Genomic DNA, 16,964 nt, shown 5'->3' with positions numbered 1-16,964 from the left:
TTTATTATATAGGTGATTTCTGAATTATAGATTTACAAAATTATAATTTATAGATTGCCTTTATAACAAATGTTCTAGGGAAAACAAAAGTTCTTCTTTCAGAAAATAAATTTGAAGTTAGAGTAGCGTTTAATTTAGAAATATTGTTGCCAATATTTGTGCCTAATAATTCAAAACCCCAAGGACTATTTTCTTTTTTATAAAAAATGGAAGCATTTAATTCGTTAAATGAATTGGTGTTTTTAGTAGCGTTATTTTTATAAAAATTATACAAATATTCAGTTTTAAATTTCCAATTTTCGTGTTCATAATCCAAAGCAACATCTAAATTAGATAAATTAGAAATTGCACTAAATAAAGAGTTAGTGTTGTCTTTATATGTTTGAGAATATGAAAAATCAATATTTGGTTTATTATCATAAACAGTTCTAAAACTGGCTCTTGTTACAAATGAATTATTATTAGATTTTATTTTATTGTTGTTTATAAATGTTGCGTAATTTGAATTTGTATATTCTGTTAATACAGTAGCTTTCCAGTATTTATAATTATATACAACTCTAAAATTGGTAGTTAAAGATTTGTTAGGAGTATCAATGTTAATAGGGTTTATAACATTAAAAATAGTTGAAGTATTAAAAATATTCTGAACTTGATTATTTCTTATTTTATAATAAATACTTGGGTAAAAACTCCAACCGTAGGTTTTGTAATTTCTATAGCTTAAACTTATAAAGTGATAAAAAGTTTCTTTTAAATCCGAATTTCCTGTATATATATTATTGTAATTATTTAAAATGTTATTAGAAATTAATTGTCTTGTGCTAGGAAATGTATTTGTAAGATTGTATTTAAAAATTAGCTTTTTTCTATTGGTAATGTCCCAATCCATTTCAATTTTAGGAAGTAGTAAATTAGATTGATAAGAGCTATTATTAATATCTGAAGTTGTTCTGTAGTAATTTTGATATTTTAATTCAGCAGTAAAAATAGCATCACCAATTAATTTTTTATATAAAATACTTGTAAAAATAGTAAATTGGTTGTGTTTTAAATTATTAGAGAAATTACTAAAAGTTGTATTATCTTGTTGTAAATTACTCTTAAATTCATTTTCTTCGTAATTATTACCAACATTAAAGTAAAGGTGATTTACATTGTCTAATATCCAAAAGTGTTTTAAGGCAACATTATATTCAAACTTTTCACTTGAAGATTTTTTTAAAACATTTATATTCTCTTTTTCAATTATAGGAATATTATTAGGAAAAATATTTGTGTTTGTTAACCAATTTGTAGAATCATCAATTTTATTAAAATTAAAATTTACAATTGCTTGAGATGTATGGTAAGTAGAAAACTTTTTTTCTGCTTTTAAATAAGAATTTATTTTATCAGAATTAATTAAATTATTTTCATTAAAGTTTATTACAGAATTAGCTAAATTTCTATTATTTTCGATGATTTGGTTTATCGAAGTCGTTTCAAATTTAGTATAATATTTAATTCTTGTGTTTTCTTTTGGTTTATATAAGAATTGTATTTTCCCTAAGAATAAATTCTGATTATTACTTTCATCTTCTCGCAATCTTTCAGTAATATTATCTATTAAATAATTTCTAAAATTCTCTACACGACCATTTGTTTTATCTGATAGTGCAATTAAAAAAGAACTAATACTCAATTTTTCATTTTTAGCATGTTGCATGTTAAAACCACCAAATTTGTGTTTACTAGCTGTAAAATTTTGATTTCGTAATAATTTTACAACCGGAGATTGAATTACTTCTTTTAAGTTATTCATGTCTAAACCACCATCAAAATTTATATAATCTCTTAGGGTAAAAGATTTTCTGTTTGTATTGTTAAAATCTCCAATAAAACTATAATTAGTTTTTGGGCTGTATTTAAAAATTGCGGGGTGCAATAAATACTTGTTTTTAATACCTAAGCCTGCTTCTACATCACCAAACACAAACTTTTTTTTGTCCTCTTTTAAGCTAATGTTCATGGCAATTTCATCAGATTTTTCGAGACCTTTCATAAAAGCATTTTCATGATAATCTTCTATAACATCTATTTTGGCAATTACATCTGCTGGTATGTTGTTTACTGCCAATTTTGTGTCTCCTGTAAAAAACTTTTTATTATCTACTAAAAGTGTCGTTACTTTTTTACCTTTTACAGTAACATTCCCTTTTCTATCTACTTCAACGCCAGGTAATTTTTTTAAAACTTGTTTTAGTTTACGTTCTTTACCATTTGTAAAAGCATCTGTATTATATGTGGTAGTGTCTTTTCTAATTCTTACAGGAATTTTATATTTAATAACAATTTCTTCTAATTTATTGGGGTCTTCCTTTAAAATAAAATTAATAATACTATCTTTTTTAGGAGTGTTTAAAGTTTCTTTTCTAGTTATAAAACCCATAAAACTTATAGAGGTATTATAAGTTGTGTTCTTTGTAAGCGATAAAGCATAATTGCCTAAATTATCACTAACACTATGGGCTAATTTTCCTTTATTGGTAGGGAAAAATAAAATATTTGCGCCAGTTAATGGTTTATTGTTTTCATCTAAAATTTTACCTTTTATTACTATTTGTGAGGATATAGCAAGAGAAAAGTTTAATATAAAAAATAAAATTAGATGTGGTTTTTTCATAATTTTTAGTCTATAGTAACTTTTCTAGCATCTCTCATTAATCTTATTTTTTCATTTACATCTATATTTTTTCCTTTTTTTATACTAGGAATTTTTTTTATTTTTTTTGGATTTAAAATAATTTTATCAACCAAATAATAAAAGTTATCTATTTCTAATTTCAAAATTAATCCGGGTAAACCACCATTACCTATTGGGCCATAAGGCAAGGGTATATCTGTAGTGTACCATGCAATATTAGTCATATAATTACCAGATCTAGTATTTAATTTTTTATTAACTGCTTTATAGCAAGCAAGTGTAACCATCAATAATTTTAATTTCATTAAAGAATTCCCATTCTTTCATTCTAGAGCTATCATTAACAATATATTGTTTACTTAAAATTTCTGTATTATACATAGCATCTTTATTAATACCATTAAATTGATACCAATTTTTGTTGGCACCTGTAGAAATATCAGCAAATTTTGATTCAAATGGGTAAAGAGGTATGTTTTTTTCTTTTTCAAAAAAAGATTTTTCTTTATTAAAGTGCAAAACATATGAACTTCTATTAACTTCCTCCGTAATTTTTCTAGTCATTTCAGGATTTGAAGTTTTACGAATTTTAGTTCTTTTTGTTTTGTAAGTAATCATTCCATTTTGACCAAATAGCGCTGTTAAATTTGTTAAAAAAAATAATGTAAAAAAGATGTTTTTTAATTTCATAACGTTAGTCTTTTGTATATTTCCTCTCTTTTCTTCTAAGGTCTACCATTTCTTTTACGGTAATTGTTTTACCATCCTTAATTTTTTCTACTTTAATATTTATTTTAGGGTTTAGTAGTATTTTATCTACGATGTAGATGGCTCTATTACCTATTTGTAATTCTAATATTAAACCAGGTAAACCTCCCATACCCGATGGTCCGTATGGTAAAGCTATATTTGTTGTATACCAAGCTGTATATTTTCTTTTACCACCTGTTCTATTAATATTTATGGTTTTTTCAGCTTTGTAACATTCAAACCCATCTATAATTTTAGTCTCATTAAATAATTTCCAATTCTTCATGTTTTTTTCAGAAAAATTAACCTTATAAATGGTGTCAAATATTTTAATGTTTATTAAAGAAAGTTTGCTTTTATTATATTGATAACTGTTAAAAGTAGAACCAATAACAACTGTAGCTAATTTTTGCATTAAAGGGTTTATTGGTATGTTTTTTTCAGATTTAAAATAAGATTTTTCACTATCAAAAAATAATTTAAATTTCATTAAATCTATTTCTGTTTTTATTGCTTTTGCCTTTGTTTTGTTTTTATCCGTATTAAGGTTTATAGATTTTGTTTTATATATAATTATACCATTTTGACAATTAATAGTTGTTATATAAAAAAGTATTAATATCAGGATTGTTTTTTTCATGTTTAGTTTTTAAAAGGGAATGGATTTTATGCCATTCCCGATACTTATTTTTAGTTATTTACCCATACAATCCTTATAGTAAAAGTCTACTATTGAATCTGCTTCAGCCTCTGTAAAATCTCCAAGATCATCTTCAAAAGCACTAAGTTCTTCACATGCATATGCAATACAATCATCTTCTGGATCATTTTTTTCAATATTTGTATTCGCATTCATTGTTGTAATACCCGCTATAAAAGCAAGTGTTAAAATTACTTTTTTCATAATAAAAGTTTTAAATTTTTTTAATTAAATATTTTGTACTAATCTATGAGGTGTGCTACATTTGTAATACTTTCCTCGGTTTGTCTTTTGTTTATTTACATAGGCATTAGTATTTGGGTTGACATTATTTAGCGTATTGTATTATTTAAATTTTACAAACCGAGTTTTTTATTTAAAATAACAAGCTTATTATTTTAAATAATTTGTACTAGATTACAAACCAATGTTTGGCGTAAAGTTTAATTTTAAATTTTAATGAAAGAAAGCAATTTTTTCTTCTCTTCCACAAAATAATTTTGATGGAAGATATCCAAATGTAAAAAAAAAAATGAAACTCACGTTTTTCTTTAAGTTAAAGTTTTAATTTATATGTATTTACGTTTAAGGTAAGTTCTTTCGGTATTTAAACTTTTAAGTTTTTTTGTTTATTGTAACTTTGTAATTCTGTCATGCTTTTTCCTTGTGGCATATAAATTGACAACTATTTTTTATGCAACATTTTAAAGAATCAAAGAAAAGTAAAACCAAACCAAAAGTTACTTTAAAGAAGGCTTTTAAAACCATTATTTGGCCACGAAAAAACATCGTTTTCTTAGGTTTAATCCTTATAATTATTCGCAGTTTATCTGGTTTTGTCTTGCCATTACAAAGTAAAGTTTTGTTAGATGAGGTAGTTCCTAATAAAGATTATAATCAGCTTTATACTGTAATATTCGTTGTTATTGCTGCTATTTTAATTCAGGCAATTACTTCGTTTTTATTAACCAAAGTTTTAAGTATTCAGGCACAATATTTAATATCAGAATTAAGAGCCCAAGTGCAGAAGAAAGTATTGTCTTTACCAATTAGTTTTTTCGATAACACAAAATCTGGCGCTTTAGTTTCTAGAATTATGAGTGATGTTGAAGGAGTAAGAAATCTTATTGGTACAGGTTTGGTGCAGTTAATTGGTGGTTCGTTTACAGCAATTGTAACACTTGTAATTTTATTAAGAATGAATGTTTGGATGACGCTTTTTACGTTTATTCCATTATCTATTTTTGGTTTAATTGCATTAAAATCCTTTAAATACATTCGACCTATATTTAGAGCTAGAGGAAAAATAAACGCAGAAGTAAAAGGTCGATTAACAGAAACTTTAGGAGGCATAAGAGTGATAAAAGCCTTTAATGCCGAAGAACAAGAAAGTGTGATTTTTGAAAAAGGTGTAGATGATATTTTTCAAAATGTGAAAAAAAGTATGACTGCAACTGCAATAATGACAAGTTCTTCAACTTTTTTAATAGGTTTAGCAACCACAGGAGTCATGGGAATTGGAGGTTATTACATGATGCAAGGAACTATGACTTTTGGAGATTTTATTCAATTTACATTTTTATTAGCATTTATGGTTGCGCCAATTGTACAAATGAGTAATATTGGTAGTCAATTAACAGAAGCATTGGCTGGTTTAGACAGAACAGAAGAGCTAATGAATATGGCCGCAGAAGAAGATGATGAAGAAAGAGATGTTGTTTTAGACGACATAAAAGGAGAGGTTATTTTTGATAACGTTTCTTTTGAATATGAAGAAGGAAAAGAAGTTATTAAAAATATTAACTTTAGTGTTCCTTCTGGTTCTGTAACAGCTTTGGTTGGTAGTTCTGGTTCTGGTAAATCTACAATTGCAGGTTTATCTGCAACTTTTTTAAATCCTAAATCTGGTACAATAACAATAGATAATCAAGATATGTCTAAAGTAAAACTTTCTAGTTATAGAAAGCATTTAGGTGTTGTTTTACAAGATGAATTTTTGTTTGAAGGAACCATAAGAGCAAATATTATGTTTCCAAGACCAAATGCAACAGAAGCAGAATTACAAAATGCTGTAAAAGCTGCTTATGTTAATGAATTTACAGATAGATTTGATAATGGTTTAGATACTTTAATTGGTGAACGAGGTGTAAAACTTTCTGGAGGACAAAGACAAAGATTGGCAATTGCGAGAGCAATTTTAGCAGATCCTAAAATTATAATTTTAGACGAGGCAACATCTAGCTTAGATACAGAAAGTGAGTCTTTAATTCAGAAAAGTTTATCAGAATTGGTAAAAGATAGAACTACAATTGTAATTGCTCATAGATTAAGTACAATTAAACAAGCAGATCAAATTTTAGTAATAGAAGCAGGTGAAATAGCAGAAAGAGGTACACATGATGAATTAATTGAAGCAAAAGGCAGATATTTTGATTTGTACACATACCAAGCAAAAATTTAATGCACAAATAGTGTAATCATTTTTTAGTTAAAACGACTTTAAATTTTAATTGAATTAATTTAAACCAAATTATGAAAAAAATACTTTTATTATTAGTTATTACTGTTGTAGCCGTTTCTTGTAAAAATGAAACAAAAAAGACTGTTGAAAATAATACAGTTAAAGAAATCAAAAAAGAAAGTTTTCCAGAAGAGTTAGGAAAAGTTTTTGAAAAACATGGAGGAATTGATACTTGGAGAAACGCTAAAGTATTATCTTTTAATAAAGGTGAAGAGACAATTACATCAGATTTACAATCTAGAAAAATTGTTATCTCATCTCCAAAATATTCTTTAGGTTTTGATGGTGAAACAGTTTGGTTAGATGAAGCAGAAGAAGGCACTTTTAAAGGAAATCCATCTTTTTATTCAAACTTATATTTTTACTTTTATGCAATGCCTTTTGTTTTATCAGACGATGGAATTATTTATGAAAAAACAGCTGATTTAGTTTTTGAAGGAGTAAACTATCCTGGTTTTAAAATTTCGTTTAAAGCAGATAAAGGAAGTTCTCCAGATGATAATTATAAATTGTATTACAATCCAAAAACATATCAAATGGAATGGTTAGCGTATACAGCAACGTTTAATTCTAAAAAACCAAGCGATAATTTTAATATTATTAGATATAATAATTGGAATACTGTAAACGGTTTAGTTTTACCAAAAGCAATTACTTGGTATAAAAAAGACGAAAATGGTGTGCCAACAGAACCAGCAAGACCAGCTACAGAATTTACTTTGCCTTTAATAAGTAAAGCTAAATTAGCAGATTCTTTTTATGAAAAGCCAGTAAAATAAAAACAGACGTTTTTTTTAAAATTAGATGGTAATAAGATTATTTTAAGTGTAAAATAATTTTATTATAAACAGAAACATAATATTCATGAAACCTCGGGAGCAAAACGTTTTCGAGGTTTTTTGTGTCCTTTAAAACTGATAAATCAAATAATTTAATGTCATCAACTTCTTCTTCTTGAATTTTTAAAGTTGATAAAGGAGCTTTTAATTCTGCAATAAAAATATGATGATGTTCGTTATCTTTAATTCCGTTAGGATGCTCAACTTGATGAATTCTCGTGCCGATTTTAATCAGTTTTTTTTCATCTAATTCTAGACCAATTTCTTCTAAAACTTCTCTTTTTGCTGATGTTAAAATAGTTTCTCCAGCACCAATATGTCCTGCAACAGAAATGTCCCATAAACCCGGAAAAACTTTTTTTGTTAAAGCTCTTTTTTGAAGTAATATTTTTTCATCTGAAGTAAAAAGCCAAATATGCACAGTGGCATGAAACCAACCATTTTTATGCGCTTCAGATTTTAAAGCTGTTTTGCCTGTTGGTTTTCCTTCTGGAGTTAAAATGTCTAAGAGTTCATCCATTTTTAAAAATTATGAATTACGAATTTGTAATTAAAAATTCGTAATTCATAATTAAAGTATTTTATTCGAAGTAAGAAAAAGTTTCTCCGTCTTTAATATTTAAAAGCGTTTCGTAAATCATTCTAATTACATTTTCTACATCTTCTCTATGCACCATTTCTACAGTTGTGTGCATATATCTTAATGGTAAAGAAATTAATGCTGATGCTACGCCACCGTTACTGTAAGCAAATGCATCTGTGTCTGTACCAGTTGCTCTAGAAAGTGCAGAACGTTGAAAAGGAATTTTTTTAGCTTCTGCAGTTTCTGTAATTAAATCTCTTAATTTTTGTTGAACCGCAGGGGCATAAGCAACAACTGGCCCTTTTCCAATTTCTAATAAACCTGCTTTTTTAGGTTCTATCATCGGTGTAGTTGTATCATGGGTTACATCGGTAACAATGGCAACATTTGGCTTAATGGTTTGTGTAATCATTTCTGCACCACGCAAACCAATCTCTTCTTGTACAGAGTTTGTAATGTACAATCCAAACGGTAAATCTTTTTTGTTTTCTTTTAATAAACGCGCAACTTCTGCAATCATAAAACCACCCATTCTGTTGTCTAAAGCTCTACAAACAAACTTGTCTCCGTTTAAAATGTGAAACTCATCTGGGTATGTTATTACACAACCAACATGCACGCCTAAAGCTTCTACTTCTTCTTTTGTAGCGCATCCTGTATCAATAAAAATATTGTCTGGTTTTGGTGCTTCTTCATTCGATTTATTTCTTGTATGAATTGCAGGCCAACCAAAGACACCTTTTACAATTCCGTTTTTAGTGTGAATGTTAACAATTTTACTTGGTGCAATTTGATGATCTGATCCACCGTTTCTTATTACATAAATTAAACCGTTATCAGAAATATAATTAACATACCAAGAAATTTCATCTGCATGCCCTTCAATTACAACTTTGTATTTTGCATCTGGGTTAATAACACCAACCGCAGAACCGTATGTATCTGTAATAAATGTATCAACATAAGGTTTTAGATAATCCATCCAAATTTTCTGACCTTCCCATTCGTAACCAGTTGGTGCAGCATTGTTTAAATATTTTTCTAAAAATGTAAGTGAATTTTTATTTAAAATTGATTTTTTAGCCATTATTTATAAATTTATAAAAATTGATTTTTTCTTGATAGATGTAAAAATAATACCATTTTTTAGCATTTCCATTAAAAAAATCACAAAATAGTGTAACAAAAGTGCTTACTTTTACACTTATAGAAAGTAAAAAAATAAATATGAAATATATTATAAAAGCTTTTTTTATAATGGCATTATTAGCACTTACAAGTTGTAATATAACAACAAGCAGCAGTTCTACTTCTGCAAGTAACCCAGATTTTAAAATAGGTAAAAAAGGTTTTGAAAAAGAGCTGAAAAAGACGTTAGATTTTGATATACTAACTATAGGTACCTCTATAACTTCAAAAAATGGAATTTCTGAAAAAGGTTTAACCTTAACTTTTAAAACTAAAGATTTAAGTAATATTTCTGATGATATTTTTAGAAAATATGCTAAAATTATAAAGATTGAAACAGAAAAATATCTCTTAAAAAAAGATACATACGATGTTGTTTTGATAAAATTTAAAGAGGAAATTAAAGGAGAAATTTTAAAATCAACTTCAATAGAAATAAAAAAAGAATTAAAATAAAACCAACCATATGAAATTAGTAATTGAAAATTTAACCAAAACTTATAAAAACGGTGTAAAAGCTATTGATGATTTAAGTATAGAAATTGGTACGGGAATGTTTGGTTTATTAGGACCAAATGGTGCAGGTAAATCTTCTTTAATGAGAACAATTGCAACGTTACAAAGTCCAGATTCTGGTTCAATTACTTTTGGTGGTATTAATGTTTTAGAAGATAATATGTCTTTACGTAAAGTGTTGGGGTATTTGCCACAATCTTTTGGCGTGTATCCTAAAATGTCTGCGGATGAATTGTTAGATTATTTTGCAACTTTAAAAGGAATTGCTAACAAAACAGAAAGAAAAGAAATTGTAAAAGAAGTGTTAGAAATTACAAATCTATATGAAGTAAGACACAAACACGTTGCGGGTTATTCTGGCGGAATGAAACAGCGTTTTGGTATTGCTCAATTGCTTTTAAATAATCCTAAATTAATTATTGTAGATGAGCCAACTGCGGGTTTAGATCCGGCAGAAAGACATCGTTTTTTAAATGTTTTAAGAGAGGTTGGTAGCAATTGTACCGTTATTTTTTCTACTCATATTGTAGAAGATGTAAAAGAGTTGTGTAATGAAATGGCAATTTTAAATGGTGGTAAGATTTTAAAACACAGTACACCAAAAAAAGCAACCGAAGAATTAGAGAATACCATTTGGACCAAAATAATAGAAAAAGACGATTTAGAGGAGAACATGAAGTTGTATAACGTTTTGTCTAGAAATTTTAATTCAGATGATACATTAAACATTAGAGTACATGCTTTAGAAAAGCCTTCGGAAGAGTTTATTGCAGCAACACCACAATTAGATGATGTGTATTTTATTGCTTTAAAACAAGATGAAACAGTTTTAACTAGTTAATGGTTTTTGATGACGAGTTTTAGAAAAAAAAAACTCAAAGAACTGAACATTTAAAACGAATTAATTAATAACTATTTCATTATGTTTTCTACAATTTTTAAACAAGAGATAAAATATTGGTTTAACAAACCACTTTTTTACATTTATATTTCAATATTTTTAATAATTTCTTTCTTTTTATCTGCAACATCTGCTGGTATTTGGGATGGAATTACAGGTACAATGGGTTCTTCTAGAATCGTAAACTCGCCAATCGGTATTACTGGTTTATTTAATGGGTTTACAACTTTAATTTTCTTTCTATTTCCTTCGATTATCGGAGTATCTATTTACCGAGATTTTAAAAGTGAAATGCACACTATTTTATATTCGTATCCTTTTACAAAAGCCAATTATTTATTTGCTAAATTCTTTAGCGGTATCGTAGTTGTTTCTGCAATTGTATTGGTTATTGCATTAGGTATGATTATTGGTTTTCGTTTTCCAGGAACCAATCAAGACATTGTTGCAAGTTTTAGTTTTGTAACCTACTTAAAGACCTATTTGGTTTATATTTTACCAAATGTATTATTCTTTGGCGCTGTGGTTTTTGCAGTTGTTACTTTTTCTAGAAATGTTACCGCTGGGTTTATTACAGTAATTATTTTGTTATTTGTAGAAGGTGCAATTTCTAGTATTTTGTCAGATCCAGAGCAAGCAAGTTTGTTGGCAATGTTAGATCCTTTTGGCTCTTCGGCATCTTCTTACTATACAAAATATTGGACGGTTTCAGAACAAAACGAATTGCAAATTCCGATAGGAAAATTGGTGATTTACAATCGTTTATTATGGTTGTTAGTCTCTAGTTTGATATTTGGTTTGGTGTACAAGTATTTTAAATTTACACAAAATGCGGTTACATTATCATTTAAAAAACCAAAATCAGAAAGAGTAACAAAATCTAATTTTAGCGGAGTTACCAAAATTACTTTGCCTAAAGTAACTTACGATTACTCATTTTTACAGAATTTAAAAGTGATGTGGAAATTGTCTAACATCGATTTTAAATACATTTTTAAGAGTTTACCATTTATATCAATATTAATTGTAGGGCTTTTAATGCTTTTTGGAACGTTATTTATTTCGAGTGAAATTTTTGGAACAGATACATTGCCTGTAACTTGGCAAATGTTAGGAGGCGGAAATATTTTTAGTCTATTTGTAATTAATATTTGTACTTTTTTATATGCAGGTATGTTGGTGCAAAGAGCAAAAATTGCAAAAATTAATCATTTAGTTGATAGTACACCTGTACCAAACTGGGCACTTTTATTCTCTAAGTTTATCGCTATTTTAAAAATGCAATTGGTTTTACTAGCTGTAATAATGGTTTCTGGTATGTTTTTTCAAACATATAAAGGTTATTATAATTATGAAATTGGTTTGTACATTCAAGAATTATTTGGTTTAAAATTTCTAAACTATGTAGTTTGGGCATTCTTAGCAATATTTATACAAACACTATTTAAAAACCAGTATTTAGGTTTGTTGGTGTTGCTGATATTGGCAATCGGAATTCCGTTTTTAGATTTAATAGGAATTGAGTTGGCAATTTTTAAATATAATGAAGGCCCTGGTTTTAGTTATTCTGACATGAATGGTTATGGATCTGCGTTGTCTAGATATTTATGGTATAAATTGTACTGGATTTTAGGTGGAACAATTTTATTGATTTTAAGTATTTTATTTTGGGTTAGAGGTATACCAAATTCTTTTTCAGAAAGATTAAACATAGCTGTATCTAGATTTAAGATGCCGCAAATAATCAGCTTAGTGGTTGTTGTAGTTGCTTTTGTAAGTTTAGGAATTTCAATCTTTATGGCAACAAGGTCTAAAGAGAAAAATTCAGCATCTAAACAAGCAGAACTAAATGCTGTAAAATGGGAGAAATCCTATAAAAAATACGAAAATTATAAGCAACCAAGAATCGTTGCTGTAAAGGCAGATGTTGCTATTTATCCAAAGAAAAGAACCTATAAAGCAAATGCTGTTTTTACAATGATTAATAAAACAGATACAGCTATTGATAGTATTTTCTTAAATCATAATTCGTTAGAAAGCACGTTCGAATTTAATAAACCAAACATTTTAGTTTTAGAAGACACGGTCTTTAATTTCGATATTTACAAGTTCGAAAATAAAATTTTACCTGGCGATTCATTACAACTTACAGTACATGTAAAAAGTAAAGAAAACACTGTTTTTCAAAGAAAATCGCCTGTTTTAGCTAACGGAACATTTATTAATAATTTTTCGATGTTTCCTTCTTTAGGATATTCTTCGGGAGGAGAATTGATTGATGACAAAACGAGAAAGAAATACGATTTACCACCCAATAATTTACGTCCGCTACCAACAGATTCTACCGCATTGGGTAATACGTATATTTCTAAAGATTCTGATTGGATAGATTTTGAAGCAACTGTATCAACATCCGAAGACCAAATAGCAATTGCACCAGGTTATTTACAAAAAGAATGGACAGAAGGAAATCGAAAATATTTTTATTATAAAATGGATAGTAAAATGTTGAATTTCTATGCATTTAATTCAGCAAGATACGAAGTTAAAAAAGAAATTTGGAAAGGAATTAGTTTAGAAATTTATTATCATAAACAACACGATTATAATTTAGATAGAATGTTAAAAGGAATGAAAGCGTCTATTAATTATAACGAGAAAAATTTTAGTCCGTACCAACACAAACAATTAAGAATTATAGAGTTTCCTAGAACTCAAGGTACATTTGCACAGTCCTTTGCAAATACAATTCCTTTTTCAGAAGGATTTGGTTTTATTGCGGCGGTAGACGATACAAATGATGACGGAGTAGATTATCCCTTTGCTGTAACGGCTCATGAAGTAGCGCATCAATGGTGGGCGCATCAAGTAATTGGGGCCGATGTTTTAGGAGCAACAATGTTATCAGAAAGTTTATCGGAATATGTGGCGTTAAAAGTTTTAGAACATCAAAATGGTAAACCAAAAATGAGAACATTTTTAAAGGAAGCTTTAGATGGATATTTGATTCAAAGAACGTTAGAAACTAAAAGAGAAAAACCATTAATGTATAATGATGGGCAAGGTTATATTCGTTACCAAAAAGGATCTCTAGTGTTTTATGCGTTAAGCGATTATTTAGGTGAAGAGAAATTAAACAATGCCTTAAAAAAATATGTAGAAAAAGTAAAATTTCAAGAAGCACCTTATACAACTTCTTTAGAAATGGTTAATTACATAAAAGATGTTACACCAGACTCTTTAAGATATGTGATTAAAGACATGTTTGAAACAGTTACATTGTATAAAAATAGAATTGTTGATGCAAAATCTACAGCTTTAGAAAACGGAACGTTTAAAGTTGATATTGAATTTGAGATTTCTAAATATAGAAATGATGAAAAAGGGAAAAAATACTATGGCGAAAAAGTAGGTGATACATTAAGTTACACAAACGAAAAGTTAAGCAAACCCCTGTTATCTGTTAAATTAGAGGATTACATAGATATAGGTATTTTTACTGAAGAAGAAATAGACGGTGTAAAAAAAGAAAAGCAATTGTATTTAGAAAAGCATAAGATTACACAAATTCATAATACTATTTCTATCATTGTAGATAAAAAACCAGTTGAAGTAGGTGTAGATCCTTACAATAAATTAATTGATACAAAATCTGATGATAACAGAATGAAATTATAATTTTTCAACATAATATAGAAAACAAAAAAAGCAACTACTTATAGGTAGTTGCTTTTTTAGATAGGGGTAAATGCTTTTATAAATATTACGTCAATTTCGTTAGGGGCAAAAAGAACGTATAAAATTATTTACCAGTTAGGGGTTAATTGTTATTTAATAATGAATTACTAAACAACATTACAATAATAGTAAAAAATATGTTAAAAAAACAAATAATAACTAAAAAAAGTTCGTTTTCAATTTATTTCTTTAATTTTTAAGAATGGTTTTTAAACTGTATTTTATTGTTTTTAAATGATTTAGGTGCTGTTTTTAAGGTCTATTTAAAATTTAAATTAATTGATTAGATTAAAAATTATTTTCAAATCAATAAAATAGATAGCTTACAGTTAAAAATAATTAGCAAAATTTAAACTGAAACCTGACTAAATTATTAAAGAAACTTAAGATAATAATTACTATTTTTATTTTTTTCAAATAGATACGAAATGATTTTTAAAGGATTAAAAGAGGGCGTTTTAAAAAAGAAACTAGATAAATTAGTTTCGTTAAAAGAAGAAACGAGTGCATCAACTTTAAAAAAAATACAATCTGTTGGTATTTTGACTACAGATGAAATGTCTTCTAAAATAGATCTTCAAAATACAGTAGCAAGTATTTTGGGTGTAAAAAATGTAAAAATATATAGTCTTAGAGATTTTAATAAAAACGATGAGGTTTCTTACAAACATTTTACCGAAAAAGATATAAACTGGAGTGGGAATTATGTTCAAACAAATATTAAGAGCTTTTTAGACGAACCTTTAGATTTGTTAATTGGTTACTTCAACAACAGTAATATGTATTTAGAAACTGCCGTATTAAAAAGTAAAGCAGATTTTAAAGTTGGTTTTTCTAATGTGAATTCTAAACTGTATCATGTAGAAATTACATCAGAAATAAACCACTATAAAAGTTTTATAGAAGAGTTAAGAAAATACCTTCAAATTTTAAAAAAACTATAAAATTAAACTTTCTTTTTAAAGTTGTTTATTCTTACTAATAGTGTGTAAATTCGTTATATTATTAATCTTAAAATTGTAATTTTGTATATCTAAATATTTATAGAATGCAAAAATTTATAGGAACAGGAGTAGCTTTAGTTACACCTTTTAATGAAGATTTAAGTGTAGATTTCGATGCACTAACTAAATTAGTTAATTTTAATATAGAAAATGGTACCAATTATTTAGTTATAAATGGTACAACTGCAGAAAGTGCAACTATAAGTAAAGACGAAAAACTAAAAATTATAGATGTTATTGCAACTGCAAACGCAGGAAGAGTTCCGCTAGTTTTAGGTATTGGAGGTAATAATACGTTAGAAGTTGTTAAAGATATAAAAACAACCAATTTAGAAAATATAGATGGTATTTTATCTGTAGCACCTTATTATAGTAAGCCAACTCAAGAAGGTTTTTATCAGCATTTTAAAGCGATTTCAGAAGCGACAGAGAAACCAATTATTTTATACAATGTGCCGGGTAGAACAGCAAAGAATATGGATGCTGAAACAACCATTAGACTTGCAAATGATTTTAACAATATTGTAGGTATTAAAGAGGCAGGTAACAATATGCAACAATATCTAGAATTGATAAAAAACAAACCAAAAGACTTTTTAGTAATATCTGGAGATGATGATTTGGCTTTAAGCATTGCGTTAGCAGGTGGTTCTGGTGTGATTTCTGTAATTGGGCAAGCGTATCCTAAAGAATTTTCTACATTAATAAATGCAGGTTTAGAAGGTAAGAACAAAGAAGGTTATGAGATGCATTTTAGATTAATGTCTATTATAGATTTTATTTTTGAAGAAAATAATCCGGCCGGAATAAAAACTGTTTTACAAGAATTAGGAATTTGTAAAAACGAAGTTAGATTGCCTTTGGTAAAAGCAAGTACGACACTTCAAGCAAAAATTGCTAATTTTGTAAAAAACTTTTAAGTTTACTAAAAAAGATAAAATATGTTAAAACCAAAAATACAAGAGGCCCTAAATAAGCAAGTAACTGTAGAAGCTCAATCATCTCAAATATATTTAGCTATGGCTTCTTGGGCAGAAACACAAGGTTTTGAAGGTGTTTCTCAATTTATGTATGCCCATTCTGATGAAGAAAGAATGCATATGCTAAAATTGGTAAAGTTTATTAATGAAAGAGGTGGGCACGCAATTATTTCTCCGTTAGCAGCGCCACCAGTTTCTTTTGGTTCATTTAAAGAAATGTTTCAGGAACTATTTAATCACGAAGTAGCGGTGTCAGAATCTATAAACGATTTGGTAGATATCTGTTTACAAGAAAAAGATTATGCAACACATAACTTTCTACAGTGGTACGTATCAGAGCAAATAGAAGAAGAGGCTTTGGCTAGAAATATCTTAGATAAAATTAGCTTAATAGGAGATGATAAAAGTGGTTTTTATCTATTTGATAATGATATTAAACAATTAATTACAGCGCCAGAAGAAGAAGTTTAATATTAACAAACTTTTAGTAGCGCTCTATGGCTATTTTTTGTTGTTTTGTAATGAAAATTACATAGCACAAATAACTGTGTAAAAAAT

General features: G+C 27.6%; 15 protein-coding genes. 8 read left to right on the top strand and 7 right to left on the bottom strand.

Features of this window, described 5'->3' with window-relative positions; genetic code table 11:
- Positions 1–40 precede the first annotated feature (40 nt).
- Genes ACYPV9_RS10860 through ACYPV9_RS10840 form a run of 5 tightly spaced genes read right to left on the bottom strand, consistent with a single transcriptional unit; the run spans position 41 to position 4,340 of the window.
- On the bottom strand, positions 41–2,665 hold the full coding sequence (locus tag ACYPV9_RS10860; RefSeq protein ID WP_459743643.1) for a carboxypeptidase-like regulatory domain-containing protein: 2,625 nt from the start codon (positions 2,663–2,665) through the stop codon (positions 41–43).
- 5 nt (positions 2,666–2,670) lie between these two features.
- Positions 2,671–2,973, bottom strand: a complete 303-nt coding sequence (locus tag ACYPV9_RS10855; protein WP_459743641.1) for a GLPGLI family protein — start codon at positions 2,971–2,973, stop codon at positions 2,671–2,673.
- Entirely contained in the window at positions 2,951–3,376 is a 426-nt protein-coding gene (locus ACYPV9_RS10850) for a hypothetical protein (protein ID WP_459743639.1), read from the bottom strand. Before ACYPV9_RS10850 ends, ACYPV9_RS10855 begins: the two co-directional genes overlap by 23 nt.
- A 4-nt stretch (positions 3,377–3,380) precedes the next feature.
- Positions 3,381–4,076 (bottom strand): GLPGLI family protein, encoded by a 696-nt coding sequence (locus ACYPV9_RS10845; RefSeq protein ID WP_077808902.1) that lies wholly within the window; start codon positions 4,074–4,076, stop codon positions 3,381–3,383.
- Between the two features lie 54 nt (positions 4,077–4,130).
- Complete coding sequence (locus ACYPV9_RS10840) at positions 4,131–4,340, bottom strand: hypothetical protein (RefSeq protein WP_077808903.1); 210 nt, start codon at positions 4,338–4,340, stop codon at positions 4,131–4,133.
- A 490-nt stretch (positions 4,341–4,830) separates the two neighbouring features.
- Between ACYPV9_RS10840 and ACYPV9_RS10835 the strand changes: the two genes are divergently transcribed.
- Both ACYPV9_RS10835 and ACYPV9_RS10830 read left to right on the top strand, forming a co-directional pair.
- The gene (locus ACYPV9_RS10835; RefSeq protein ID WP_459743637.1) at positions 4,831–6,597 is read left to right on the top strand and encodes an ABC transporter ATP-binding protein; all 1,767 of its coding nucleotides are present in this window, start codon (positions 4,831–4,833) and stop codon (positions 6,595–6,597) included.
- 71 nt (positions 6,598–6,668) lie between these two features.
- Complete coding sequence (locus tag ACYPV9_RS10830; RefSeq protein ID WP_459743635.1) at positions 6,669–7,436, top strand: DUF6503 family protein; 768 nt, start codon at positions 6,669–6,671, stop codon at positions 7,434–7,436.
- A 37-nt stretch (positions 7,437–7,473) separates the two neighbouring features.
- Here ACYPV9_RS10830 and ACYPV9_RS10825 read toward each other — a convergent pair whose 3' ends face one another.
- Together ACYPV9_RS10825 and ACYPV9_RS10820 are read right to left on the bottom strand one after the other, a co-directional pair.
- On the bottom strand, positions 7,474–8,016 hold the full coding sequence (locus ACYPV9_RS10825; RefSeq protein WP_459743631.1) for an NUDIX hydrolase: 543 nt from the start codon (positions 8,014–8,016) through the stop codon (positions 7,474–7,476).
- A 61-nt stretch (positions 8,017–8,077) separates the two neighbouring features.
- A complete protein-coding gene (locus ACYPV9_RS10820) occupies positions 8,078–9,166 on the bottom strand; it encodes a M42 family metallopeptidase (protein ID WP_299061530.1) in 1,089 nt (362 codons plus the stop codon).
- A gap of 140 nt (positions 9,167–9,306) precedes the next feature.
- Here ACYPV9_RS10820 and ACYPV9_RS10815 point away from each other — a divergent pair, with 140 nt between their 5' ends.
- The 6 genes from ACYPV9_RS10815 to ACYPV9_RS10790 all read left to right on the top strand — a co-directional run bounded on the left by ACYPV9_RS10815 (position 9,307) and on the right by ACYPV9_RS10790 (position 16,877).
- A complete protein-coding gene (locus ACYPV9_RS10815) occupies positions 9,307–9,723 on the top strand; it encodes a hypothetical protein (RefSeq protein ID WP_299061529.1) in 417 nt (138 codons plus the stop codon).
- 10 nt (positions 9,724–9,733) lie between these two features.
- Positions 9,734–10,624, top strand: a complete 891-nt coding sequence (locus tag ACYPV9_RS10810) for an ATP-binding cassette domain-containing protein (protein WP_299061528.1) — start codon at positions 9,734–9,736, stop codon at positions 10,622–10,624.
- A gap of 81 nt (positions 10,625–10,705) precedes the next feature.
- A complete protein-coding gene (locus ACYPV9_RS10805) occupies positions 10,706–14,362 on the top strand; it encodes an ABC transporter permease/M1 family aminopeptidase (protein ID WP_459743627.1) in 3,657 nt (1,218 codons plus the stop codon).
- Positions 14,363–14,850: 488 nt separating this feature from the next.
- The gene (locus ACYPV9_RS10800) at positions 14,851–15,366 is read left to right on the top strand and encodes a DUF6913 domain-containing protein (protein WP_459743625.1); all 516 of its coding nucleotides are present in this window, start codon (positions 14,851–14,853) and stop codon (positions 15,364–15,366) included.
- Between the two features lie 104 nt (positions 15,367–15,470).
- On the top strand, positions 15,471–16,346 hold the full coding sequence (gene dapA, locus ACYPV9_RS10795; protein WP_299061525.1) for a 4-hydroxy-tetrahydrodipicolinate synthase: 876 nt from the start codon (positions 15,471–15,473) through the stop codon (positions 16,344–16,346).
- A 21-nt stretch (positions 16,347–16,367) separates the two neighbouring features.
- The gene (locus ACYPV9_RS10790; protein ID WP_459743623.1) at positions 16,368–16,877 is read left to right on the top strand and encodes a ferritin; all 510 of its coding nucleotides are present in this window, start codon (positions 16,368–16,370) and stop codon (positions 16,875–16,877) included.
- Positions 16,878–16,964 lie beyond the last annotated feature (87 nt).

The organism is Polaribacter sp. OB-PA-B3 (assembly GCF_054589375.1).
Note: the sequence above shows the minus strand (reverse complement) of the source record. Positions and strands in the feature narration are given on the sequence as shown.

Bases quoted from the DNA above. Each gene is read 5' to 3' on its own strand.
- ACYPV9_RS10860 (WP_459743643.1), bottom strand. From the start codon at position 2,665: ATGAAAAAACCACATCTAATTTTATTTTTTATATTAAACTTTTCTCTT.
- ACYPV9_RS10855 (WP_459743641.1), bottom strand. From the start codon at position 2,973: ATGGTTACACTTGCTTGCTATAAAGCAGTTAATAAAAAATTAAATACT.
- ACYPV9_RS10850 (WP_459743639.1), bottom strand. From the start codon at position 3,376: ATGAAATTAAAAAACATCTTTTTTACATTATTTTTTTTAACAAATTTA.
- ACYPV9_RS10845 (WP_077808902.1), bottom strand. From the start codon at position 4,076: ATGAAAAAAACAATCCTGATATTAATACTTTTTTATATAACAACTATT.
- ACYPV9_RS10840 (WP_077808903.1), bottom strand. From the start codon at position 4,340: ATGAAAAAAGTAATTTTAACACTTGCTTTTATAGCGGGTATTACAACA.
- ACYPV9_RS10835 (WP_459743637.1), top strand. From the start codon at position 4,831: ATGCAACATTTTAAAGAATCAAAGAAAAGTAAAACCAAACCAAAAGTT.
- ACYPV9_RS10830 (WP_459743635.1), top strand. From the start codon at position 6,669: ATGAAAAAAATACTTTTATTATTAGTTATTACTGTTGTAGCCGTTTCT.
- ACYPV9_RS10825 (WP_459743631.1), bottom strand. From the start codon at position 8,016: ATGGATGAACTCTTAGACATTTTAACTCCAGAAGGAAAACCAACAGGC.
- ACYPV9_RS10820 (WP_299061530.1), bottom strand. From the start codon at position 9,166: ATGGCTAAAAAATCAATTTTAAATAAAAATTCACTTACATTTTTAGAA.
- ACYPV9_RS10815 (WP_299061529.1), top strand. From the start codon at position 9,307: ATGAAATATATTATAAAAGCTTTTTTTATAATGGCATTATTAGCACTT.
- ACYPV9_RS10810 (WP_299061528.1), top strand. From the start codon at position 9,734: ATGAAATTAGTAATTGAAAATTTAACCAAAACTTATAAAAACGGTGTA.
- ACYPV9_RS10805 (WP_459743627.1), top strand. From the start codon at position 10,706: ATGTTTTCTACAATTTTTAAACAAGAGATAAAATATTGGTTTAACAAA.
- ACYPV9_RS10800 (WP_459743625.1), top strand. From the start codon at position 14,851: ATGATTTTTAAAGGATTAAAAGAGGGCGTTTTAAAAAAGAAACTAGAT.
- dapA (WP_299061525.1), top strand. From the start codon at position 15,471: ATGCAAAAATTTATAGGAACAGGAGTAGCTTTAGTTACACCTTTTAAT.
- ACYPV9_RS10790 (WP_459743623.1), top strand. From the start codon at position 16,368: ATGTTAAAACCAAAAATACAAGAGGCCCTAAATAAGCAAGTAACTGTA.